The following is a 19,494-nucleotide window of genomic DNA, read 5'->3' as shown; positions in this document are numbered from 1 at the left end:
CGGGTGGTGGAACGCCCCGCCCGGTCCCCCCGGCGGAACGTCGCGCTCGGGTCCGGTGAGCACGCCGTCCGTTCCGGTCCGGTGGAACGCCCCGGCCCGGTCCGGTTCGGTGGATGCCCCGCCCGGTTCCTCCGGTCCCGTCCGGTGGCCGAGCAGGTCCTGCGGCGTTTCACCCGCGGCGGGCCCGAGCACCCCACTCACGCCCGCGATTGAGGAACTGGGGCCTGTCCGACATGCGCCCACCGAGCGTGTGTGTGCTCGGTCCGCTTGCCTTGCCGTCCTGGCACCGGCCGGTGATTCTGGGCAGGTGCCAGGACAGGGGAAGAGAAGGCGGCGGCAAGAGGACGTGCGGCAGCGGCTTGCTGCTCACACCGCGCCGGACGCGGGACAGTGGGAAGTGATCCTTGAGACACGGGACCAGGCGGAGATGCGTACGCGGTTGCGCCGTCTTCGAGAGGCGGGAGTCGACGGGTCGATGATCCGGATCGACACGCTGTGCGGGCGCCTGGGGCTGCCGACCACCTACCGGCTGAGCCGTTTCGTGACGGCCCCCGCGCGGGAGTCCGAGCACGAGCACTCTGATCATTGATCTTGTGGCAGGCCGAGGTAGTTGACGGATGCGGCGTGGGAGCGCACAGAGCCCCTGTTGCCGCACATGGGTGGGCAGCTCCAGGAACAGGAAGTACGTGGTCAGCGACTGAGCGCGGGCCGGCCGGGTGCCGCTCGGCGAACCCCGCAGCACCTTCCCGAGGTATCCGTCGGCATCGGCCGGCTCCGTATCCCACAGCGGCCGGCCGAACCAGGCCCGCATCTGGTCCAGGTGCCCGACGTCCCCGCAGATGGTGCCGTCCGCCAGCCCTGCCGAAGCCCGAGCGAGGACGAACCCGGCGAGCACGTCGGTCTCGAACTGCTCCCGTTCCTCCGCCGAGACCGGATCGCGGAACTCGCGCAGGTCACGTACTGCTGCCAGTGCCAACACGCGCCTCCTCACCTTCATCCCGATCACAGATCGATCGGACGAAGTGAGATCGCCTCACGGGATGTCGCACACCCGGCCCTGCCCGGCCCGATCACCGGCCCGACGCAGCGATCCGCCCGCCCCCTCCCCGACCCGCCCGCGGAGCCGGGGCAACGGCGCGGCGGGGCAGGCCAGTCCGCCCGGCGGACACCGTGCGCGCCTCGGCCGCCGGAGCCCGGGGCCTCGTCGCGGGTGGCCGCCGGCGCCCGGCACCGTGCCGCGGCCGGCGCCGTCGGCGGCCCGGTGCCCCGTCGCACCAGGCGACCCCGTCCGTCCGGCGGCACGTGTGATGGGCGGGGCCCGTGTCTCCGGCCGGTGATCCACCCGCCCGGGGCCGGGCCGGTCCGGATCCGGGCCGATAACCGGTTGCCCTCCGGTGCCGGGGTGTGTGCAATGGCCGGCATGATCACCCGGGTGCGCCCGCCGGGGTGGGGCGGGCCGGTACGCGTACCGCGGGCACCGGCACCTCCGCCACGGCACCCGGGCCGCCCGTAACCGAACCGTCGATCCGGGAGACGCCGGCGCATGAACACCACTCCAGCATCACCGTCCCGGGCGGACCGGCCCGGCGGAACACCGGTCCGGATCGGCGTGCTCGCTCCGCTGTCGCCGCCCGGCTGGGCCGAGGCGGGCCGGCATCTGCTCGCCGGGATGGAACTCGCCGTCGGCGAGGTCAATGACGCAGACGGGATCGCCGGAAGGCCGCTGGAGCTGGTGGTCCGGGACACCGCGGCCGACCCGCACCGGGCCGCGGCGGCCATGGACGAACTGGCCGGTCTCGGCGTGGCGGCCGTGGCGGGGGAGTACCACAGCGTGGTGGCCCGCGCCGCCGCCGCCCGGGCCGACGCCCTCGGCCTGCCGTTCCTCTGCTCGTCGGCGGTTCTCGACGCCCTCACCGAGGGGCCCACGGACTGGGTCGCGCGCCTCCCCCCGGCGCAGTCGCACGGCTGGCGGATCTACGGGGACTTCCTTCTCGGCGCGGGCCACCGCCGCGTCGCCGTGGCGACCCAGCCCAGCGTCTACTGGGCGTCCGGGACGGCGGTCCTGCGGGACCACCTCGCCCCGCACGGCGGCACGGTGACCGCATTCGACATGAGCGCGCTCACCGTCGCGGAGCTGTGCGACGCGCTCGTCGCCCACCGTGCGACGGCCCTCCTGCTGCTGGTCGGCCACCCGGAGCCGGCCGGGCCGATCGTCCGGGCCGTCCGCGCCGACCGGCGCCTCGCCACGGTCCTGATCGGTGCTCCTGCCGGGCAGCCGGAGCTGCCGGGATGGGCGGCGTCGCTGGGTGACGACGGCGCCGCGGTCCCGTTCCTGCGCTACCTGCCCGAGCAGCTGACCCCGCTCGGCGCGCGGGTCCGGACGGCCCTCGGCGAGCGGCTTGCCGACGCGCCCTCCTTCGTCGCCTTCGAGGGCCACGACACGATCGCCGTCCTCGCCGAGGCGCTGCGCTCGCACGGCACGGACCGGGCGGACATCGCCCGGTCCTGGGCGAAGGTCGAGGTCGAGGGCACCCGCGGGCCCATCCGGTTCACCCGCACCCCGGGCATCGGCGTGTGGCAGTGGGTCTGGGCACCGGTCCAGGTCGTGGACCGTGACCCGGCGGCGCCCGAGCGCTTCCGGGTGCTCCACACCGGCTGAGCGCGCGTCCAGGCCGGCCGCGCGGGCGGGCCGGGACGCCCCAGCGGGCGAGGACCGACCGTGACACCCTCCGTGCGGTGCCGCGGTCCCGCCGCGGGCCGGGCCCGGACCGGCCGGGTGGTCGGCCCCGGCGCCGTGGGCCGGGACGGGCGCCCCGGCCGGACCCGGACCACCCGACCTGGGTCCGCACCTGACCCGGACCCGGACCCGACCCAGACCCCGGACGGGCCCGACCCGGACCCGACCCGGACCGGGATCCGGTGCGCGGCACCTACAGGACCGGCACGGCTCGCGTCGCCGGGGGACCGGCACCGCTCACGTCGCGGGGGACCGGTACGGCTCACGCGCCCCGGCGGCCGGCACGGCGCAGCCTCCCGGTGGGCCCGTCGGGAACTCCACGCGGTGGACCGGCACGGCGCCTGCCACCGGGCGGGACCGGTGCGGCGGCATGTCGGGGGTCTCGGCGCGGGCCTCGGCCCGGCCACGGTCAGCTCCGCGCCGACGGCCCGCCACCGTCACCCCGTCCCGGACCGTCCCCCACGGTGAAGCCGCCCCGGCCGTCGAACCGCACCGTGCGGACCGCGTCGAAGCCGTCGGCGGGCGACGGTGCGCGGAGCTGCCGGAGCGTGGCCAGTACGCCGACGTCCGGAACGCGGTCGCGGCCGGTCCGGGCGGCGTTGCGCCGCAGGGAACCGGCCGGATCGGGCGGGAACCAGTACGCCGTGGCCACGGCACCGTGCGCATGGGCCAGCTCCAGGAGCGGGGCCCACTCGCGCGGGGAGGGGTTGGTGTTGTCCACCGCCACCGGCCGGCCGGCGGCCAGGTGCTCCGCCACCAGCCGCATCTGCCGCCGCTGCCTGTTCCGCGCGCTCCGCGGGAACAGGTCCTTGCTGACCAGCGCGTACCGGCCGGACAGACACCGCTCGTAGAAGGTGGACTTCCCGGACGCCTGGAGTCCGACGAGGACGGCCACCTCGACTGTCACCGCCATACCGCCACCATGGCACGTCGGTCGCGCGGTCGGGAGCCCGGCCGGCGGAGCCGCCCACCGGGCCGCCCGCCGGCCACCCTGTCGCCGGCCGCCCTGGCGACGGCTCCACATCGCCTGGGGACCGGGACCGGCTGCCACGGGCGAGGGCGGACCGGCCGTCGCGCGTCGGCGACGGCCGCCGGCTCAGCAGCAGCCCGAGGCGGCCGGCGGGGTGCCGGCGCCGGTCCGGAGGGTCTCCGGGGCGGCACAGCAGCCGCCGTCGGACGCCTGGCCGGCCTCCGGCCGGTCGAACAGCCCCGCCCCGCCGCACACCCCGGTTTCGGGCAGGGTCAGCTCCACGCGCTCGGCGGCCGCGCGGTCCCCGGCGAGGGCGGCGGCGACGGAGCGGACCTGCTCGTAGCCGGTCATGGCCAGGAAGGTGGGCGCACGGCCGTAGGACTTCATGCCGACCAGGTGGACGCCCGGTTCCGGGTGCGAGAGTTCGACGACGCCGTGCGGGGGGACGGTGCCGCAGGAGTGGATGTTGGGGTCGATCAGCGGTGCCAGCAGGGCCGGCGCCTGGAGCCGCTCGTCCAGCCCCAGACGGACCTCGGAGAGGAACGACAGGTCCGGGCGGAAGCCGGTGAGGACGATGACCTCGTCGACCGGGCCGGTACGGCGGCCGTCCCCGGCCACCAGCACCGGGCGGCCGTCCCCGTCCCGCTCGACCGCCTCGGTGCGGAAGCCGGTGACCGCCGACGCGTGTCCGGCCTCGACCGCGGCCTTGGCGGCCAGGCCCAGCGCGCCGCGCGCGGGGAGCTGGTCGGCCGTGCCGCCGCCGAAGGTGTGCGCGCCGATGCCGCGCCGCAGGATCCACACCGCGTGCGTGCCCGGCTCCTCCCGGGCCAGCTCGGCGAGGCCGGCCAGGGCGGTGAACGCCGAGGCGCCGGAGCCCACCACCGCGACCCGCCGGCCCGCGTAGCGGGCCCGTACGGCGGGGTCGCGCAGGTCCGGCAGGCGGTAGGAGAGGCGGTCGGCGGCGGCCTTCTCGCCGAGGGCGGGCAGGCCGTCCGCGCCGAGCGGGCCGGGAGTGGCCCAGGTACCGGAGGCGTCGATCACCGCCCGCGCCGTGATCCGCTCCTCACGTCCGTCCGCCGTGGTCAGGTGCACCACGAACGGCTGCTCCGCCCGGCCGGGGTCCACCACCCGGTCCCGCCCGGCCCGGCTGACACCGGTAACGGTCACCCCGGTCCGGACTCTGCCGCCGAGCGCGTCGGCCAGCGGCTGGAGGTAGCGCTCCGCCCAGTCGCCGCCGGTGGGACAGGTGTCGTCCTCCGGGCGGGTCCAGCCGGTGGGCGCGAGCAGCTTCTCGGCGGCCGGGTCGATGACCTCCGCCCAGCGCGAGAACAGCCGTACGTGCGACCACTGGCGCACGGCGTGCGCCGCCACCGGCCCGGCCTCCAGGACCAGCGGCTCCAGGCCGCGGCCGAGCAGATGGGCGGCGGCGGCCAGACCGACGGGACCGGCCCCGATCACGACGACGGGCAACTCGGGGGTGGCAGGCGCGTTCACGACGGCTCCTCGCTTGGTTCGACGACTGTCTATGGCTGGTGCGTGTTCCAGCATTCACCCTGTATCGACGGACGTCAACATAGACGCAAATCGAAATAGCGAGCTGTGCCGGGTCGGTCCGCGCCGAGCGGGTCCGGCCATCGCGCCCGGGTGGACCCTCCGGGCGCACCCTTCGAGCGCTGCTTCGATGTATGTCAACATAGGCGTATGTCGAACCCGAAGGCACTGCCGTTGCTGGAGGAGGGGTCCGCGGCCGCGGTGCCCTGCTGCCCGCCGCTGACCGAGCGCCCGCTGAGCGCCGAGGAGGCCGAGCGGACCGCGAAGATGTTCAAGGCGCTCGGTGACCCGGTCCGGCTCCGCCTGTTCTCCGCGGTGGCCTCGCACGAGGGCGGCGAGGCGTGCGTGTGCGACATCTCCGACGTCGGTGTCTCCCAGCCCACGGTCTCGCACCACCTGAAGAAGCTGAAGGAGGCCGGGCTGCTCACCTCCGAGCGGCGCGGCACCTGGGTGTACTACCGGGTCGAGCCGTCCGTGCTGGCCGCGATGGGACAACTGCTCGTCCCCGCCACCACGGGGTGACGACGCGTCCGCCCCGCCGATCGCCGGTGGAACGACGTCGGTGCCGTCCCGATACCCTCGCCGGGGTCCGTGCCCTACCGCCCGACGGGCGCGGCGCCAGGATGCGGCACCGGGGCGTCGCCCGGCACCGGGGCATCGTCCGGTGCCCGGCAGGCTCGTCGGCCGCCGTACACGCGATCATGGGGGAACCGTGAACATCACTCCGCTCACCGCCGCGCACGCCGGGCAGGTGCTGGACATCTACCGGCTCGGGATCGAGGAGGGCGACGCCACCTTCGAGACCGAGGCCCCCGGCTGGCAGGCGTTCGACGCCGCGAAGCTCCCCGGCCACCGCTTCGTCGCCGTCGGCGAGGACGCCACCGTGCTGGGCTGGGTCGCGGCGAGCCCGGTCTCGGACCGCTGCGCCTATGCGGGGGTGGTGGAGCACTCGGTGTACGTCCACCCGGCCGCCCGGGGCCGTGGGGTCGCCTCCGCGCTGCTGAAGGCGCTCATCGATTCCACCGAGGCCGCCGGGATCTGGACCGTCCAGTCCGGGATCTTCCCCGAGAACACCGCCAGCCTGGCCCTCCACGAGCGGGCCGGATTCCGGGTGATCGGGATCCGGGAACGGATCGGCCGGCACCGCGGGGTCTGGCGCGACGTGGTGCTGGTGGAGCGCCGCAGCCCGGCGATCGGCTGAGCGGGCGCGGCCCGCCCCTTCCGGGCCCCCGGATCACGGCGCCCCCTCGGAGGCCCCGACCGCGGCCTCCCCTCCCGGACCGCCCGCGGAGCGGCAGGCCACCGGCCGTGTGCGGAACGGGCCGCCGGTGCCTCCTGTCCGGCCCGTTCCCCCGCCGCGTCGGCCGGTCCGTGGGCCCGCCACCCGGCGCGTACGGAGGCGGGCGGCGGGCGTACGCGCCTCCGCGTCACCCGCCCCGTACGCCTGCGCGCCGGCCGGTGCGTACGCTCACCGGCCGGCCGGGAACTTCCGCCGCCAGGCGAGGGAGACGTACACCAGCGCCACCAGGACCGGGACCTCGATCAGTGGGCCGACGACCCCGGCGAGCGCCTGGCCGGAGGTGACGCCGAAGGTGCCGATGGCGACCGCGATGGCCAGCTCGAAGTTGTTGCCCGCGGCGGTGAAGGCGAGCGTCGCGGTGCGGTCGTACGCCAGGCCGATCGCCTTGCCCAGGGCGAAGGTGCCGCACCACATCAGCGCGAAGTACACCAGCAGTGGCACCGCGATGCGGGCCACGTCCAGCGGCCTGTCGGTGATCGTCTCCCCCTGGAGGGCGAAGAGGATCACGATGGTGAAGAGCAGCCCGTACAGCGCGAAGGGGCCGATCCTCGGCAGGAACCTCCGCTCGTAGGCCTCCCGGCCCAGCTTCCGCTCGCCCAGCCGGCGGGTGAGGAACCCGGCCAGCAGCGGGACCCCGAGGAAGACGAGGACGTTGAGAGCGATCTTCACCGTGGAGATGTCCAGGTGCTCGCCGTCGCCCAGGTGCAGCAGGCCCGGCAGCAGGTCGAGGTAGAACCAGCCCAGCAGGCCGAAGGCGAGCACCTGGAAGACGGAGTTCAGCGCGACCAGGACGGCGGCGGCCTCGCGGTCACCGCAGGCCAGGTCGTTCCAGATGATGACCATGGCGATGCAGCGGGCGAGCCCCACGATGATCAGCCCGGTCCGGTACTCCGGCAGGTCGGCCAGGAAGATCCAGGCCAGCGCGAACATCACCGCCGGCCCCAGCACCCAGTTGATCACGAGGGAGGAGACCATCAGCTTCCGGTCACCGGTGACCGCGTCGAGCCGGTCGTAGCGGACCTTGGCCAGCACCGGGTACATCATGACCAGCAGACCGAGTGCGATCGGCAGCGAGATGCCGCCCAGCTCGACCTTCGCGAGGGCGTCGTCGAGTCCGGGAACCGCGCGGCCCAGGCCGAGGCCCACCGCCATGGCGAGCAGGATCCACACCGCGAGGAAGCGGTCCAGGGTGGACAGCTTCGCCGCGACGGAGGGTTCCGCCGTGGCCGGGGACGCCTCGGTGCGGGTCACGGGCAGGCCCTCTTGTTCTGCTCGGAGGTGCGGGCGGTCTCGGCCAGTTCGGCGAACCGGCCCGCCAGACCGGCGAGGACCTCGGGCCGGAGCTTGTAGTAGGTGAACCGCCCGCACGGCTCGGTCTCCACGATCCCGGCCTCCCGGAGCACCCGCAGGTGGTTGGAGAGGTTGGTCTGGCGGGCGCCGGTCTCCTCCACCAGATGCGTCGTGCACAGCGTCTCGCGGGCGAGCAGGGACACGATGCGCAGCCGGAGCGGGTCGGCGAGCGCCCGGATCAGGTCGGTCTCGACTGACGTCAGCATGGCCTGATACTTTCACATCATCCGCTGCTGATATCAGGGTGGGCTGATGTCCGGGCCGTGGTGGCGGCCGGCGGTGAGGACCGCGGGAGCCGGCCGGCGGTGCCGGACCGGTGATGCCGGTGATGCCGGGCCGGTGATGTCCGGTCGGCCGTGCCGGCCCGGCTGCCGGTGCCCACCCGTCCGCGTGCCCTCCGGGAAGCGCCTCGCTGTGAAGGACGACGCCATGACCTCCGCCCCGCCCACCTCCGTGCTCTTCGTCTGCGTCCACAACGCGGGCCGGTCCCAGATGGCCGCGGGTTTCCTCCGTCACCTCGCCGGCGACCGGGTCGAGGTCCGCTCGGCCGGCTCCCTGCCCGGGGACCGGGTGAACCCCGCCGCCGTCGAGGCCATGGCGGAGGCCGGTGTCGACATCTCCGGCCGGCGGCCGGAGGTGCTCACCCCCCAGGCGGTGCGGGCGTCCGACTATGTCATCACCATGGGCTGCGGTGACGCCTGCCCGGTCTTCCCCGGCAAGCGCTACCTGGACTGGGAGCTGGAGGACCCGGCCGGCAAGGGCGTCGAGGCCGTCCGTCCGATCCGGGACGAGATCAGGAAGCGCGTCGAGGCGCTGATCGCCGAGATCGACGCCCGGCGGGCCGGCTGACGCCCCTGCCGGGGAGAACCGCCCGCGCCGGACGCACCCGGGGGCCGCGGCGGCGGCCGGCCCGCCGGGCGTCCGGCGTCCGGCCCGTCGGCGCTACCGGCGGCCGGGCACGCCGGACGGGAAGCGGGCGCCGCCCGCCCGCCGAGCCGCCCGGCGGCCACCCGTCTCGGGCCGCTCTGCCGGTCCGCCCCTGCCGGGCCTCGCCCCTCACCCTGTCGCCGAGCCGCCCCGGCGCCGCGCGTCCTCGCAGGGGCGCGCGCGCTCACGCGTGCATGCGCGTCCGCTCGCGCCCCCGCCCCGCCGTCCGGTGATTGGGGTGCGCCCGCGATGCCGCGATGGTGCCCCTCTGGTGCCACGGGGTCCATTTCCGTGGCGTCGAGTGGTGCCAACTGGCGGCGAAGTGGCATCGCATGGCGACTGGGTGGCATCGCATGGCGCCAGGTGGTGTCATGTCGGTGCCGTCGATGAGGGTGGGCGGTGCCTCTCGCCTTCTCCGGCCGGTGTCTGACCCCGCTGTAAGCCCAGGTCGGAGCGGTTTGAGGGGGGGCGGCCGGGATCGTCGAAGGCGCGGCGTCATGTCGGCTTGCCAATGGCGCCATAGTGGTGCCATGATGGCGTCATGGACCTCACCCCGTATGTCGAAACCCTCCGCCGTGATCTCGCGGTGGCCGCCGAAGCCGGCGGGGAGGACGCCCGCGCGCTGGCGGAGCGGCTCACCGCTCCGCTGGAGTCGGCGGCCCGGCTCGCCATGCTCAACGTGCTCTCCGCCGCCATGGACGAGATCACCCGCGAGCTGGCCCCCGGCTCGGTCGACGTACGGTTGCGCGGGCTCGACCCGGACTTCGTGGTCACGCCGCCGCCCGCCGGTGGCGCCGGGGAGCCGGTCGCGGCCGGGGAGGTGCCGGTGCCCCAGGCGGCGGCCGCCGCCCAGCCGCCCGCCGACGACGACGGCGGCACCGCCCGCGTCAACCTGCGCCTGCCGGCCCACCTCAAGGCGCGCGCCGAGGAGGCCGCGGGTCGCGAGGGCCTGTCGGTCAACGCCTGGCTGGTCCGGGCGGTATCGGCCGCGGTGGACGGCGGCGGCGCGCCGCGGGCGCCGGAGCGGGCCCGCACCATCGGACAGAGCTTCACGGGCTGGGTGCGCTGACGGCCCCGCGCCATCCGCACCCACGTCCCACCCCTGCTTCTCAGACCTTTCACGTCCCGCCGACCGGCCGGGACGATCCCAGGACACACCAGGACGGTACAGCCATGCCTTCTTTCGACACCCCGGAACCGATCTCGGTCATCGCCCACGTGGACGCCGGCTCCCTCCGGTTCATCGCGGGCGACCGCCTCGACACGGTCGTCGACGTGCAGCCCCGCGACCCGAAGCGGGACCACGACGTACGGGCGGCCGAACAGACCGAGGCCACGTACGCCGGCGGTGTGCTCACCGTCCGGACCTCCAAGCGGCGCCACCCCTTCGGGCGCACCGGCATCGTGGACGTGACGGTCGAACTGCCCGCCGGCTCCGGTGTCGACGCGACCGGTGCCTGGGCCCAGGTGCTGGGTGAGGGCCGTCTCGGCAAGGTGCGGGTGAAGACCTCGGCCGGCGACGTCCGCCTCGAAGCCACCGGGCCGCTCCAGCTGACCGCCGCCCACGGCTCGATCACCGTGGAACGGGTCGACGGCGCGGCCGAGATCGGCACCAGCTCCGGCAGTCTTCGGGTGGGCACCGTCGGCGGCCCCGCGGTGCTGAAGAACTCGCACGGCTCCACGACCGTCGGCGCCGTGACCGGCGACCTGCGGGTGAGCGGCGCCAACGGGGACATCGACATCGCCCGTGCCGAGGGGTCGGTCACCGCCACCACCGCCAACGGTGCCCTGCGCATCGCCGACGTCGCCCGCGGCACCGTGCAGATGGAGACCGCGCACGGGTCCATCGAGATCGGCATCCGCGAGGGCACCGCTGCCTGGCTCGACGTCAGCTCCGAGCGCGGGCAGGTGCGCAACACCCTCACCCCCTCCCGGACGCCGGAGAAGTCCGAGGACACCGTCGAGGTCCGTGCCCGGACCCGCTACGGCAACATCGACGTGCGCCGCGCCCGTATCTGAGCGCCGGCGCCCCGCGCCCCGCCGCCGCGCCCGCTCCCGGGCGCCGGCGCCCCGCACCTCCCCGCCGCGCCCCTCTTCCGGCCCGGCGCCCCGCGCCGCACCCGCCCGGCTCTGAGCCGGCCCGGCCCGGTTCCGCGTGCCGTCGTCACGCGCCCTCCCCGACCTTCTCCGGTCCCAGAGCCTTCGAACGGAGCACCCCGTGCCCTCATCTGTCATGCCCACGTCCAGGTGGGTGGGTCCGCACGCGCCCCCCGCCATCTCCGCCCTCGGTCTGCGCAAGTCCTACGGTGACCGGACCGTGCTCGACGGCATCGACCTGCGCATCCCGGCCGGTTCGGTGTTCGCCCTGCTCGGGCCGAACGGGGCGGGCAAGACCACCACGGTGCGGATACTGTCCACCCTCATCACCGCCGACGGCGGGCAGGCCCAGGTCGCGGGCCACGACCTCACCGCGTCCCCGGGCGGGGTGCGTGCCGCGATCGGCGTCACCGGGCAGTTCTCCGCCGTGGACGGCCTGATCACCGGTGAGGAGAACATGCTCCTCATGGCCGACCTGCACCACCTGCCCAGGCGCGAGGGCCGCCGCACCGCCGCCGGACTGCTGGAGCGTTTCGGCCTGGCGGAGGTCGCGAAGAAGCCCGCCGCCGGCTACTCCGGCGGCATGAGGCGCCGCCTCGACATCGCCATGACCCTGGTCGGCAACCCGCGGATCATCTTCCTCGACGAGCCCACCACCGGCCTCGACCCCCGCTCCCGGCACACCATGTGGGGCATCATCCGCGAACTGGTCGCCGACGGCGTCACCGTCTTCCTCACCACCCAGTACCTGGAGGAGGCCGACCAGCTCGCCGACCGCATCGCCGTGCTCGACCAGGGGCGGATCGCCGCCGAGGGCACCGCGGAGGAGCTGAAGCGACTGGTCCCCGGCGGGCACGTCCGGCTCCGCTTCCTCGACCCGGCCGCCTACCACCGAGCCGCCTCCGCCCTGCCCGGGGCCGGCCGGGACGACGACTCCCTCGCACTGCGCGTCCCCGGTGACGGCACCCAGCGCGAACTCCGCTCGCTCCTCGACCGGCTGGACACCGCCGGCGTCGAGGCGGACGAACTGACCGTGCACACGCCCGACCTCGACGACGTGTTCCTCGCCCTGACCGGCGGCACCGACCAGCCCGGGGAGACCCACCGATGAAGACCACGGACCCGGCGCACACCACGCACGCCAGGAGCGCGGCCCACCCGGGGAGCGCGCCGCACGCCCTCTCCCTCGCGGTGCGCGACTCGATCACGATGCTGCGCCGCAACCTGCTGCACGCACGGCGCTACCCCTCCCTCACCCTCAACCTGCTGCTCACCCCGGTCGTCCTGCTGCTGCTCTTCGTCCACGTCTTCGGCGACGTGATGAGCGCCGGGATGGGAGGCGGCGCCGACCGCTCCGCGTACCTGGCGTACGTGGTGCCGGGCATCGTGCTGATGACCATCGGCAGCACCGTGGTCGGCACCGCGGTCTCCGTCTCCCAGGACATGACCGAGGGCATCGTCGCCCGCTTCCGCACCATGGCGATCCACCGCGGGTCCCTCCTCGTCGGACATGTCGTCGGCAGCGTGCTGCGATCGACGGTGAGCGTCCTCCTCGTCGGCGCCGTCGCCGTGGCCAGCGGCTTCCGCTCCACCGACGCCACGCCCCTGGAGTGGCTGGCGGCGTTCGGGCTGCTCGTGCTCGTCGCCCTGGCCCTCACCTGGATCGCCGTCGGGATGGGCATGGTCAGCCCGAACGCCGAGGCGGCCAGCAACAACGCGCTGCCGCTGATCCTCCTGCCGCTCATCTCCAGCGCCTTCGTCCCGATCGACGCGATGCCCGGCTGGTTCCGGCCGGTCGCCGAGTACCAGCCCTTCACCCCGGCCATCGAGACCCTGCGCGGGCTGCTGCTCGGCAGCGCGATCGGCGCCGACGGATGGATCACGATCGGCTGGTGCCTGGCGCTCACCGTCCTCGGCTACCGCTGGTCGACGGCGGCCTTCCGGCGCGATCCGAAGTAGCCGGCGGCGCCGCGCGGCACCGGCCACGACGCCCGGCCCCGCACCGGCACGACACCTGACCCCGTACCGGTCACGACGCCCCACCGCCTCCACCGCACACCGCGGCCGGGCGGTGGGGCGGCCGCGTACCGGTGGCGCGCGCGGAGGGCGTCGCGTCGCAGGCAGGTGCCGGACCGTCAGCGGGCCCCACCCGGCCGGCCGCGGAGCCGCTCGCGGCCCCGCTCCGCCCGGCACCCGCGTTCCCATCCGCCGACCGCGCGCACGCCCCTCGTCAGCCCACGCCCCGGTCCGGTCGTGCGGCCGAGCAGAGCGCCTGGTCCACGATCCGCTCCAGGTGCTGCCGGGCGGCCTCTCCCGGCTGTGTGGTGACGGCGACGTTGACGGCGCGGCCGTCCTCGGTGACGCCGCCACGGGTCTCGTACCCCGTCATGCTGCCGCCGTGGCCCCAGTAGACCTCGCCGTCGCAGGAGAGCGGGGTACCGACCAGGCCGAGGCCGTAGCGGGCGCCGTCGGCGAAGGGGGGCCCGGCGGGGACCGTGGTGCGCATCTGGGCGAGCTGGGGCGCCGGAAGGAGACGGCCGCGCAGCAGCGCGATGTAGAAACGGTTGAGGTCGGAGTTGGTGGACACCAGCTGCCCGGCCGCCCAGGCCCAGGACGGGTCCCACTCGGTGGCGTCCACGAACGGTGCCCCCGGGGCCCCCTGGTGGTAGCCCCTGGGGTGGCGTTCGCGGATGCGCAGCTCACCGGGGGCGGGGAAGTAGGTGTGGCGCAGCCCGGCGCGCCGGATGACGCGCCGCTCGATCTCGGCGGCGAGGGGGTGTCCGGTGACCTGCTCCACGAGGAGCCCGGCGACCAGGTAGTTGGTGTTGCTGTACGCCCAGCGCTCGCCGGGCGCGAAGTCGGCCTGCTGCCGGAGCGCGAGGTCCAGGAGTTCGCGGGGCTCGTAGGAACGGATCTCGTCGCTCAGCTGGTTGACGTAGTTCGGCAGCCCGCTGGTGTGCTGGAGGAGCTGGCGCACGGTGATGCGGTCGCCGTCGATGCCCTCACCGCGCACCAGACCCGGCAGGTAGGTACCGACGAAGCCGTCGAGGTCCACCTTCCCCTCGGCGACGAGCTGCAGCACGACCACGGCCGTGAACGCCTTGGTGTTGCTGCCGACGCGGACCTGGCCGTCGCGGGGCACCCCGGCGCCGGTGGCGAGGTCACCGACGCCCGCGGTGTACGTACGGGTGTGGCCCCGTCCGTCCGTGACACCGGCCAGGGCGGCGGGCACGCCGTCGGAGCGCACGAGGGCGTCGAGGCCCTGCTGCACGGTACCGCCGTGCCGGGCGGCGGAGGGCGCCGCCGCGGCGGGCGGCACCACGGTCCCGGCCGCGAGCACGCCCGCGGCCACCGCGACCGCTCCCGCCACCAGGGCGCGTCCGCCCTTCCTCCCTCGTCCGGACGGACGGAACCGCTGCTCTGCCTGCTCGCGCACGCGCCAACTCCCCTGGGACCGCACAGACCTTCCGGAACGCCCCGGAAGGCCGCCGGATCACCTCGGCCGGGGCGGTTCCCCGGGCCGGGTCCCACGATGGCCGCCACGGCCCGCCCGCGACGATCCTGCTGACCACCGGATGCGGGGTGGGGCAAACCCCCGCCGCCGCACCTCGGTGACGAACCCTCCGTACGCCGCACGCCCGGCCGCCGGATCCCGGTACGTCGCGGTGCCGGCCGCCGCCCTCACGGCCCGGCCCCCGGCTTCCGGTGCGCTGCGTGCCAGGCACGGCCGGACGGTTCAGCGCCAGCCGCGCCACACGCGGCCAGTCGGCCGCCGCCGGGGCGGTCCGTCGCGCACCGGGGCGACGGCGCGGCACCCGCACCCGCAGCGCCCCCGGCGCGCTGCGGCACACCACGGGCGAGGTCAGCACCGCGTACTCCCCGTCGATGCCGACCGGCAGGACACCGGTGCCGGACTCGACGACGACCTCCCCGGCGCTCAGCCGCACCAGTCCCTGCGAGCCCGGGCCGCGGACCAGACGGGCCGCCTGGGCGGCGTCGGCGACCCGCACGCACACCACGCCCAGCAGACCCGAGTCCAGCCGTTCCCGGCGCCCCGGGTGGGCCGCGTCGACGGCCCGGCCGTAGGGATTGTTGCTGACGAGGAGGGCCTGCAACCCGTCGAAGCGCCTGCCGCCGGCCCGTGCCCGCAGCCCGGGCGCGCTCTCCTCGGTGAGGAGGCCGGGAAGGACCCGCAGCGCCGTGCGGGCCTTGGCGTCCCGGTAGGCCGGTTCGGTGACCAGGGACGCGTACGCGCCGAACGAGGCGTTGTTGACGAAGACCCGGCCGGCGGCGTACCCGAGGTCGATGCGGTGCTCCACGCCGTCGGTCAGCGCGTCCAGGGCCGCCGCCGGGTCGTCGCGGTCCAGGCCGAGATCGAGCGCGAGATGGTTGCGGGTGCCCGCCGGGATCACCACGAACGGCAGGTCGTGGTGGGCCGCGACCTCGGCCACCAGCGCCTGGGTCCCGTCCCCGCCCGCCACCGCCAGCAGGTCGGCTCCCTCGGCCACGGCCCGCCGGGCCAGTGCGGAGGCGTCCTGGCCCGGCTCCAGCAGGGACACCCGGCAGCCGGCCGCCCGGGCCTTCCCGACCAGCTGGAAACGGCCCACCTTGCCGCCGCCGGAGCGCGGATTCATGAGCACCCAGGGGGCGCGGGGCACCTCGGCGACGGTGGGCCCGGACCGCTGGGCCGCGGTGCGCGCGGGCCCGAGGGCGGTACGCGCGCACGTCACGGCCAGCAACCACAGCAGCACGGACAGCACGGCCGGTGCCAGCATGCCGGTCGCGGCGTACAGCGCGAGGACCGCGACCGGCGCGGTGACCGACAGGGCGGCCCCGAGCGCCCGAAGCGCACCGGTGTGCGCCAGCGTCCACCACACCCCGACGACGGTCAGCGCCAGACCGGCGACGCCCACCAGCGCCCACAGCACGCTCCGCACGCCGGCGGCGGCGAGCGGCACCAGCACGCTTCCCAGCAGGGCGAGCACCGCCAGGCGCGCCCGCCCGGCACGGTCCCCGGCGGATCCGGCCGGGGCTCCGGCCCCGCCCGGTCCGCCCACCCCGCCACGGTGCGGGGCCACGGTCCCTACCGGTCCCTCACGCCCGGTGCGGCGGGCGCTCCCCGGGCCGTTCGGAGGGGTCGTCGCCGCGGACCACGCACAGGGCCCAGATGACGAAGCCCGACATGGTGATCACCACCACCGACCACACCGGGTAGTACGGCAGGGAGAGGAAGTTGGCGACGATGACCAGTCCGGCGAGGACCACCCCCGCGACGCGTGCCCAGGTCGCGGTCCGCAGCATCCCGGTGCTGATGAGCACGGCCAGCGCGCCCAGGACGAGGTGCGTCCATCCCCAGCCGGTCAGGTCGAACTCGAACACGTAGTCCCGCGTGGAGAGGAAGACGTCGTCCTCGGCGATGGCCATGATGCCCCGGAGGATGTCGAGCACGCCGACGAGAAGGAGCAGCACGGCGGCGAAGACCGTCAGACCGGTTGCCCATTCCCGCTCCGCCGCGGGGGCCTGCCCGGTGGGTGCCGCGGTCATCGCGCACCCCGCTCCGCCGTACCGTGGCCGGTCAGGACCAGGTCCTTCGCCCTGCGGAACTCGTCGTCCGTGATGTCGCCGCGGGAGCGCATCTCGGACAGCGCGGCCAGCTCGTCGATGCCGCCGGTCCGGGCACCGGACGCGGCCTGCCGGATGTAGGCGTTGAGTTCCTCCTGCTGGGCACGGGCGTGCGCGGCCTCCCGGCGGCCCATGTTCCTGCCCCGGGCGACCACGTAGACGAAGACGCCCAGGAAGGGCAGCAGGACGGTGAACACCAGCCAGCCGGCCTTGCCCCAGCCGCTGAGGTCGTCGTCGCGGAAGATGTCGAGGACCACGCGGAACAGCAGGACGAACCACATGACCCACAGGAAGAACACCAGCATGCTCCAGAAGACGCTGAGCATGGGGTAGTCGTACGCCAGGTATGTCTGCGCGCTCATGTCTCCTCCTCCCGTCCCGGGCCACCGCCCGGTGCCGTCGTGTGCTGTCCTCAGCGTGTCCGCCGCACGGACTTGTGACCTCACCCGGTGCGGGTGAGTGCGGGGCCGGCCGGGGGTGCCGCACCGTCCCGCCGGGGTCACCCGGCCGGCCGGTCCTCCGTACGGCCGGCGGGCCCGGCGGCCGCCCCGAGCACCGCGAGGACGAGCAGGACGGCCACGGTGATGCCGAGCACGAGGGCCACCGCTCCGGCCGTGGGGTGGTTCCAGAGCACCAGGGTCAGCACCCCCGCCGCGATGACGACACCGGAGGCCCGCGCCCGGTGGTCCGCCAGCCGGCGACCGGTGGACCCGGTGTGCAGCCCGGCGCGGTACACCGCCCGCCCGGCGGCCGCCGTCCCCCGCTCCGCCCCCGAGCGGACGGCGCGGGCGGGACGCCCGGGGCCGTGGAGGTACCCGACAAGTGCCGTGATCACCGCCACCACAAGCAGGGTGAGGGTGCTGTCCCGCAGGAAGCGGACGAAGGTGTCGTAGATCGCCGCGGCCGCGTCGCCGGGCAGCACCCGGGGCGGCACCGAGTCCAGATAGACCCGTCTGGCGACGGCCAGCGCGACCAGCAGGACGGTCATCATCACGGCGACACCACAGGCCGTGACCACCAGCATCACCCGGTGCGCGGGGGCGATCCACACGGCGAGCACGGCGAACACGACGGTCAGTACCGGCAGCCAGGCACCGAGGACGTCCAGCAGTCGCATCGTGTCCTGCGCCGTGTCCAGCTCCTCCGTCCGGAACAGGGTGACCGTCCGGTCGCTGTCCGGAATGGCGGCCTCGCCGAAACCCGCCTCGACGAGCCGCTCCCGTACCTGATCGACGACCGGTCCCAGGTCCAGCTCGACTGCGCCGTCCCGGGCGTGCACCGCACCCTCGCCGTCACCGGTGATCACGTTCACCACCGCGGCGTGCGCCCGGCGGTTGGCCTCCTCCCACACCTGGGGGAAGGTGTCGCCGGTGACCACACGGGTGACGGTGCGGTCCACGGCGGCCCTGACCGCACTCCGCAGCGGACCCTCCAGCGACTCGGCCGCCGCGACGGTGCGGGCCGGGGCTCCGGCCTCCCGGAGGGAGCTGCTGAGCGCGTCCGTCACCGCGGCCACGTCCACGTTCCGCACCACCCGGTCCGTGAGCCGGTCGATCACCACCTGCTGCACCGGCGGCTCGGACGCGAGGGGCGCCACCGTCTCCACATAGCGGTCGGTGTCGGAGACCGTCTCCTGGACCCAGGCCGCGACGACGGCCAGGGGCGCGAGCAGCAGGGTCAGCACCAGGAACACCGAGGAGCCGGCCCGGCGGACCCACCGGTGGCGCACCGCGGCGTGGCGGCGCAGCCGCTCGTACTCCGCCCGTTCCCCGGCGGTCATGGCGTGGGAGCCGGGGGGACCGGGGGACGCGTCCGGGTTCATGGCTCTCCTCTCCCGTACGCCGTGGCGGGCACCGGGCGGGGCGGCCGTGCGGAGGGCGGACGTGCCGGCCGCTGCGGCCGGCCGACCGCTGCGGCCGTGCGCCCGCCGGCGGGTCCGCCGAGCGCCGGCCGGCCCGCGCGGCGGACCGCGGCGCCCCGTGGCGGCCCGCCGTCCCGGCGAGGCTGAACGGAGTGACCGGCCCGGTGACCGGCCCGGTCACTCCACCAGCTGCCGCATCTCCAGGACCCGCAGCCCCAGCGACTGGCAGCGGGCCAGCAACCCGTACAGGTGTGCTTCGTCCACGACCGGACCGAACAGGATCGTCTGGCCCGCCATCTCCACGTGGCCCAGCTCCGGGAACGCCTTGACCAGCGTTTCCGACATCTCTCCCTCGACCCGGATCTCGTAGCGCACGAGCGGTCCTCCCGTGGTCGGTCCCGGACGGTCGGGCGGGCGCCCCGTCCCCACGATCGTCCGCCCCCGTGCCCCGCCGGGCCTCACCCGCGACAGGTGACCCGCGCCCGGTACCGGACCCCGCGGTTCAGTGCGTCAGAGCGATCTTGAAGGAGACGATCAGCAGCCCCAGCAGCAGGTTGACCGACGCGGTGGCGGCCATCAGCCGTGGCGAGGCCCCGGCCCGGCGTGCCGCGGCCACGGACCAGCCCACCTGGCCGGCCACGGCGACGGCGAGGGCCAGCCACAGCGCACCGCGTACGTCCAGGCCCAGCAGCGGACTGACGGCCACGGCGGCGGACGGCGGGACGGCGGCCTTCACGATCGGCCACTCGTCACGGCACGCGTGCCACACGGCCCGGCGGTCCGGAGCCCGCTGCGCCAGGAGCGCCCCGAAGAGCTGGGCGTGCACGTGCGCCACCCAGAACACCACCCCGGTCAGCAACAGCAGCAGCACCAGCTCGACCCGGGGGAATGAGCCCAGGGAACCCGCGCCGATCACCACGGAGGCCGCGAGCAGCGACCCGTAGACGCCGCCCGTGTAGTCCGCGTGGGCGCGGCGTTCGGCGCGGCGCGACCCGCGCGTCGTGGCCGCGCCGGTCCTGGCGTACGTCCTGGCCACCGGCGACTCCCTCGCACCGCGGCGCCCCCGTCCGGCCGCTCCG

Annotated in this window: 19 protein-coding genes and 1 pseudogene; 8 read left to right on the top strand and 12 right to left on the bottom strand. The window is 75.2% G+C overall.

Annotated elements, in window-relative coordinates; genetic code table 11:
* Nucleotides 1-169: 169 nt before the first annotated feature.
* Nucleotides 170-979 carry a hypothetical protein gene (locus tag IHE55_RS30675; RefSeq protein WP_232265439.1) on the bottom strand — a complete coding sequence of 270 codons (810 nt, stop codon included), beginning with the start codon at nt 977-979 and terminating at the stop codon, nt 170-172.
* 564 nt (nt 980-1,543) lie between these two features.
* Here IHE55_RS30675 and IHE55_RS03685 point away from each other — a divergent pair.
* Entirely contained in the window at nt 1,544-2,659 is a 1,116-nt protein-coding gene (locus IHE55_RS03685) for an ABC transporter substrate-binding protein (RefSeq protein WP_197987697.1), read from the top strand.
* 487 nt (nt 2,660-3,146) lie between these two features.
* On the opposite strand, the gene IHE55_RS03680 is transcribed toward IHE55_RS03685, so the two are convergent.
* Complete coding sequence (locus tag IHE55_RS03680) at nt 3,147-3,650, bottom strand: ATP-binding protein (RefSeq protein ID WP_197987696.1); 504 nt, start codon at nt 3,648-3,650, stop codon at nt 3,147-3,149.
* Nucleotides 3,651-3,833: 183 nt separating this feature from the next.
* The gene (locus tag IHE55_RS03675) at nt 3,834-5,201 is read right to left on the bottom strand and encodes an NAD(P)-binding domain-containing protein (RefSeq protein WP_197987695.1); all 1,368 of its coding nucleotides are present in this window, start codon (nt 5,199-5,201) and stop codon (nt 3,834-3,836) included.
* 207 nt (nt 5,202-5,408) lie between these two features.
* Between IHE55_RS03675 and IHE55_RS03670 the strand changes: the two genes are divergently transcribed.
* Together IHE55_RS03670 and IHE55_RS03665 are read left to right on the top strand one after the other, a co-directional pair.
* On the top strand, nt 5,409-5,780 hold the full coding sequence (locus tag IHE55_RS03670; RefSeq protein WP_197987694.1) for an ArsR/SmtB family transcription factor: 372 nt from the start codon (nt 5,409-5,411) through the stop codon (nt 5,778-5,780).
* A gap of 190 nt (nt 5,781-5,970) precedes the next feature.
* A complete protein-coding gene (locus tag IHE55_RS03665) occupies nt 5,971-6,459 on the top strand; it encodes a GNAT family N-acetyltransferase (RefSeq protein ID WP_307826500.1) in 489 nt (162 codons plus the stop codon).
* A 267-nt stretch (nt 6,460-6,726) separates the two neighbouring features.
* Here IHE55_RS03665 and arsB read toward each other — a convergent pair whose 3' ends face one another.
* Nucleotides 6,727-7,809 (bottom strand): ACR3 family arsenite efflux transporter, encoded by a 1,083-nt coding sequence (arsB, locus tag IHE55_RS03660; protein ID WP_197987692.1) that lies wholly within the window; start codon nt 7,807-7,809, stop codon nt 6,727-6,729.
* Nucleotides 7,806-8,114, bottom strand: coding sequence for an ArsR/SmtB family transcription factor (locus IHE55_RS03655; protein WP_197987691.1), 309 nt, complete (start codon nt 8,112-8,114; stop codon nt 7,806-7,808). The genes arsB and IHE55_RS03655 overlap by 4 nt, the downstream gene beginning before the upstream one ends.
* A 223-nt stretch (nt 8,115-8,337) precedes the next feature.
* Between IHE55_RS03655 and IHE55_RS03650 the strand changes: the two genes are divergently transcribed.
* The 5 genes from IHE55_RS03650 to IHE55_RS03630 all read left to right on the top strand — a co-directional run bounded on the left by IHE55_RS03650 (nt 8,338) and on the right by IHE55_RS03630 (nt 12,891).
* The gene (locus IHE55_RS03650; RefSeq protein WP_197987690.1) at nt 8,338-8,757 is read left to right on the top strand and encodes an arsenate reductase ArsC; all 420 of its coding nucleotides are present in this window, start codon (nt 8,338-8,340) and stop codon (nt 8,755-8,757) included.
* A 619-nt stretch (nt 8,758-9,376) separates the two neighbouring features.
* Nucleotides 9,377-9,904, top strand: coding sequence for a hypothetical protein (locus IHE55_RS03645; protein ID WP_197987689.1), 528 nt, complete (start codon nt 9,377-9,379; stop codon nt 9,902-9,904).
* A 104-nt stretch (nt 9,905-10,008) separates the two neighbouring features.
* Complete coding sequence (locus tag IHE55_RS03640; RefSeq protein ID WP_197987688.1) at nt 10,009-10,854, top strand: DUF4097 family beta strand repeat-containing protein; 846 nt, start codon at nt 10,009-10,011, stop codon at nt 10,852-10,854.
* Nucleotides 10,855-11,068: 214 nt separating this feature from the next.
* Nucleotides 11,069-12,043 carry an ATP-binding cassette domain-containing protein gene (locus tag IHE55_RS03635; protein WP_197987687.1) on the top strand — a complete coding sequence of 325 codons (975 nt, stop codon included), beginning with the start codon at nt 11,069-11,071 and terminating at the stop codon, nt 12,041-12,043.
* A gap of 98 nt (nt 12,044-12,141) precedes the next feature.
* Complete coding sequence (locus tag IHE55_RS03630) at nt 12,142-12,891, top strand: ABC transporter permease (protein WP_232265863.1); 750 nt, start codon at nt 12,142-12,144, stop codon at nt 12,889-12,891.
* Nucleotides 12,892-13,162: 271 nt separating this feature from the next.
* On the opposite strand, the gene IHE55_RS03625 is transcribed toward IHE55_RS03630, so the two are convergent.
* From IHE55_RS03625 to IHE55_RS03595, 7 genes and pseudogenes are all read right to left on the bottom strand, one after another.
* A complete protein-coding gene (locus IHE55_RS03625; RefSeq protein WP_197987685.1) occupies nt 13,163-14,368 on the bottom strand; it encodes a serine hydrolase domain-containing protein in 1,206 nt (401 codons plus the stop codon).
* A gap of 280 nt (nt 14,369-14,648) precedes the next feature.
* Nucleotides 14,649-15,989, bottom strand: a pseudogene (locus IHE55_RS03620) (diacylglycerol/lipid kinase family protein); the annotation flags it as partial.
* 37 nt (nt 15,990-16,026) lie between these two features.
* Nucleotides 16,027-16,476 carry a DUF7144 family membrane protein gene (locus IHE55_RS03615; protein WP_197987684.1) on the bottom strand — a complete coding sequence of 150 codons (450 nt, stop codon included), beginning with the start codon at nt 16,474-16,476 and terminating at the stop codon, nt 16,027-16,029.
* Nucleotides 16,473-16,916, bottom strand: coding sequence for an SHOCT domain-containing protein (locus tag IHE55_RS03610; protein ID WP_197987683.1), 444 nt, complete (start codon nt 16,914-16,916; stop codon nt 16,473-16,475). The genes IHE55_RS03615 and IHE55_RS03610 overlap by 4 nt, the downstream gene beginning before the upstream one ends.
* A gap of 137 nt (nt 16,917-17,053) precedes the next feature.
* A complete protein-coding gene (locus IHE55_RS03605) occupies nt 17,054-18,376 on the bottom strand; it encodes a hypothetical protein (RefSeq protein ID WP_197987682.1) in 1,323 nt (440 codons plus the stop codon).
* Between the two features lie 216 nt (nt 18,377-18,592).
* Nucleotides 18,593-18,790, bottom strand: a complete 198-nt coding sequence (locus IHE55_RS03600; RefSeq protein WP_197987681.1) for a DUF8691 family protein — start codon at nt 18,788-18,790, stop codon at nt 18,593-18,595.
* A gap of 127 nt (nt 18,791-18,917) precedes the next feature.
* On the bottom strand, nt 18,918-19,451 hold the full coding sequence (locus tag IHE55_RS03595) for a hypothetical protein (RefSeq protein WP_197987680.1): 534 nt from the start codon (nt 19,449-19,451) through the stop codon (nt 18,918-18,920).
* Nucleotides 19,452-19,494 lie beyond the last annotated feature (43 nt).

The organism is Streptomyces pactum, from assembly GCF_016031615.1.
Lineage (GTDB): Bacteria > Actinomycetota > Actinomycetes > Streptomycetales > Streptomycetaceae > Streptomyces > Streptomyces pactus.
Note: the sequence above shows the minus strand (reverse complement) of the source record. Positions and strands in the feature narration are given on the sequence as shown.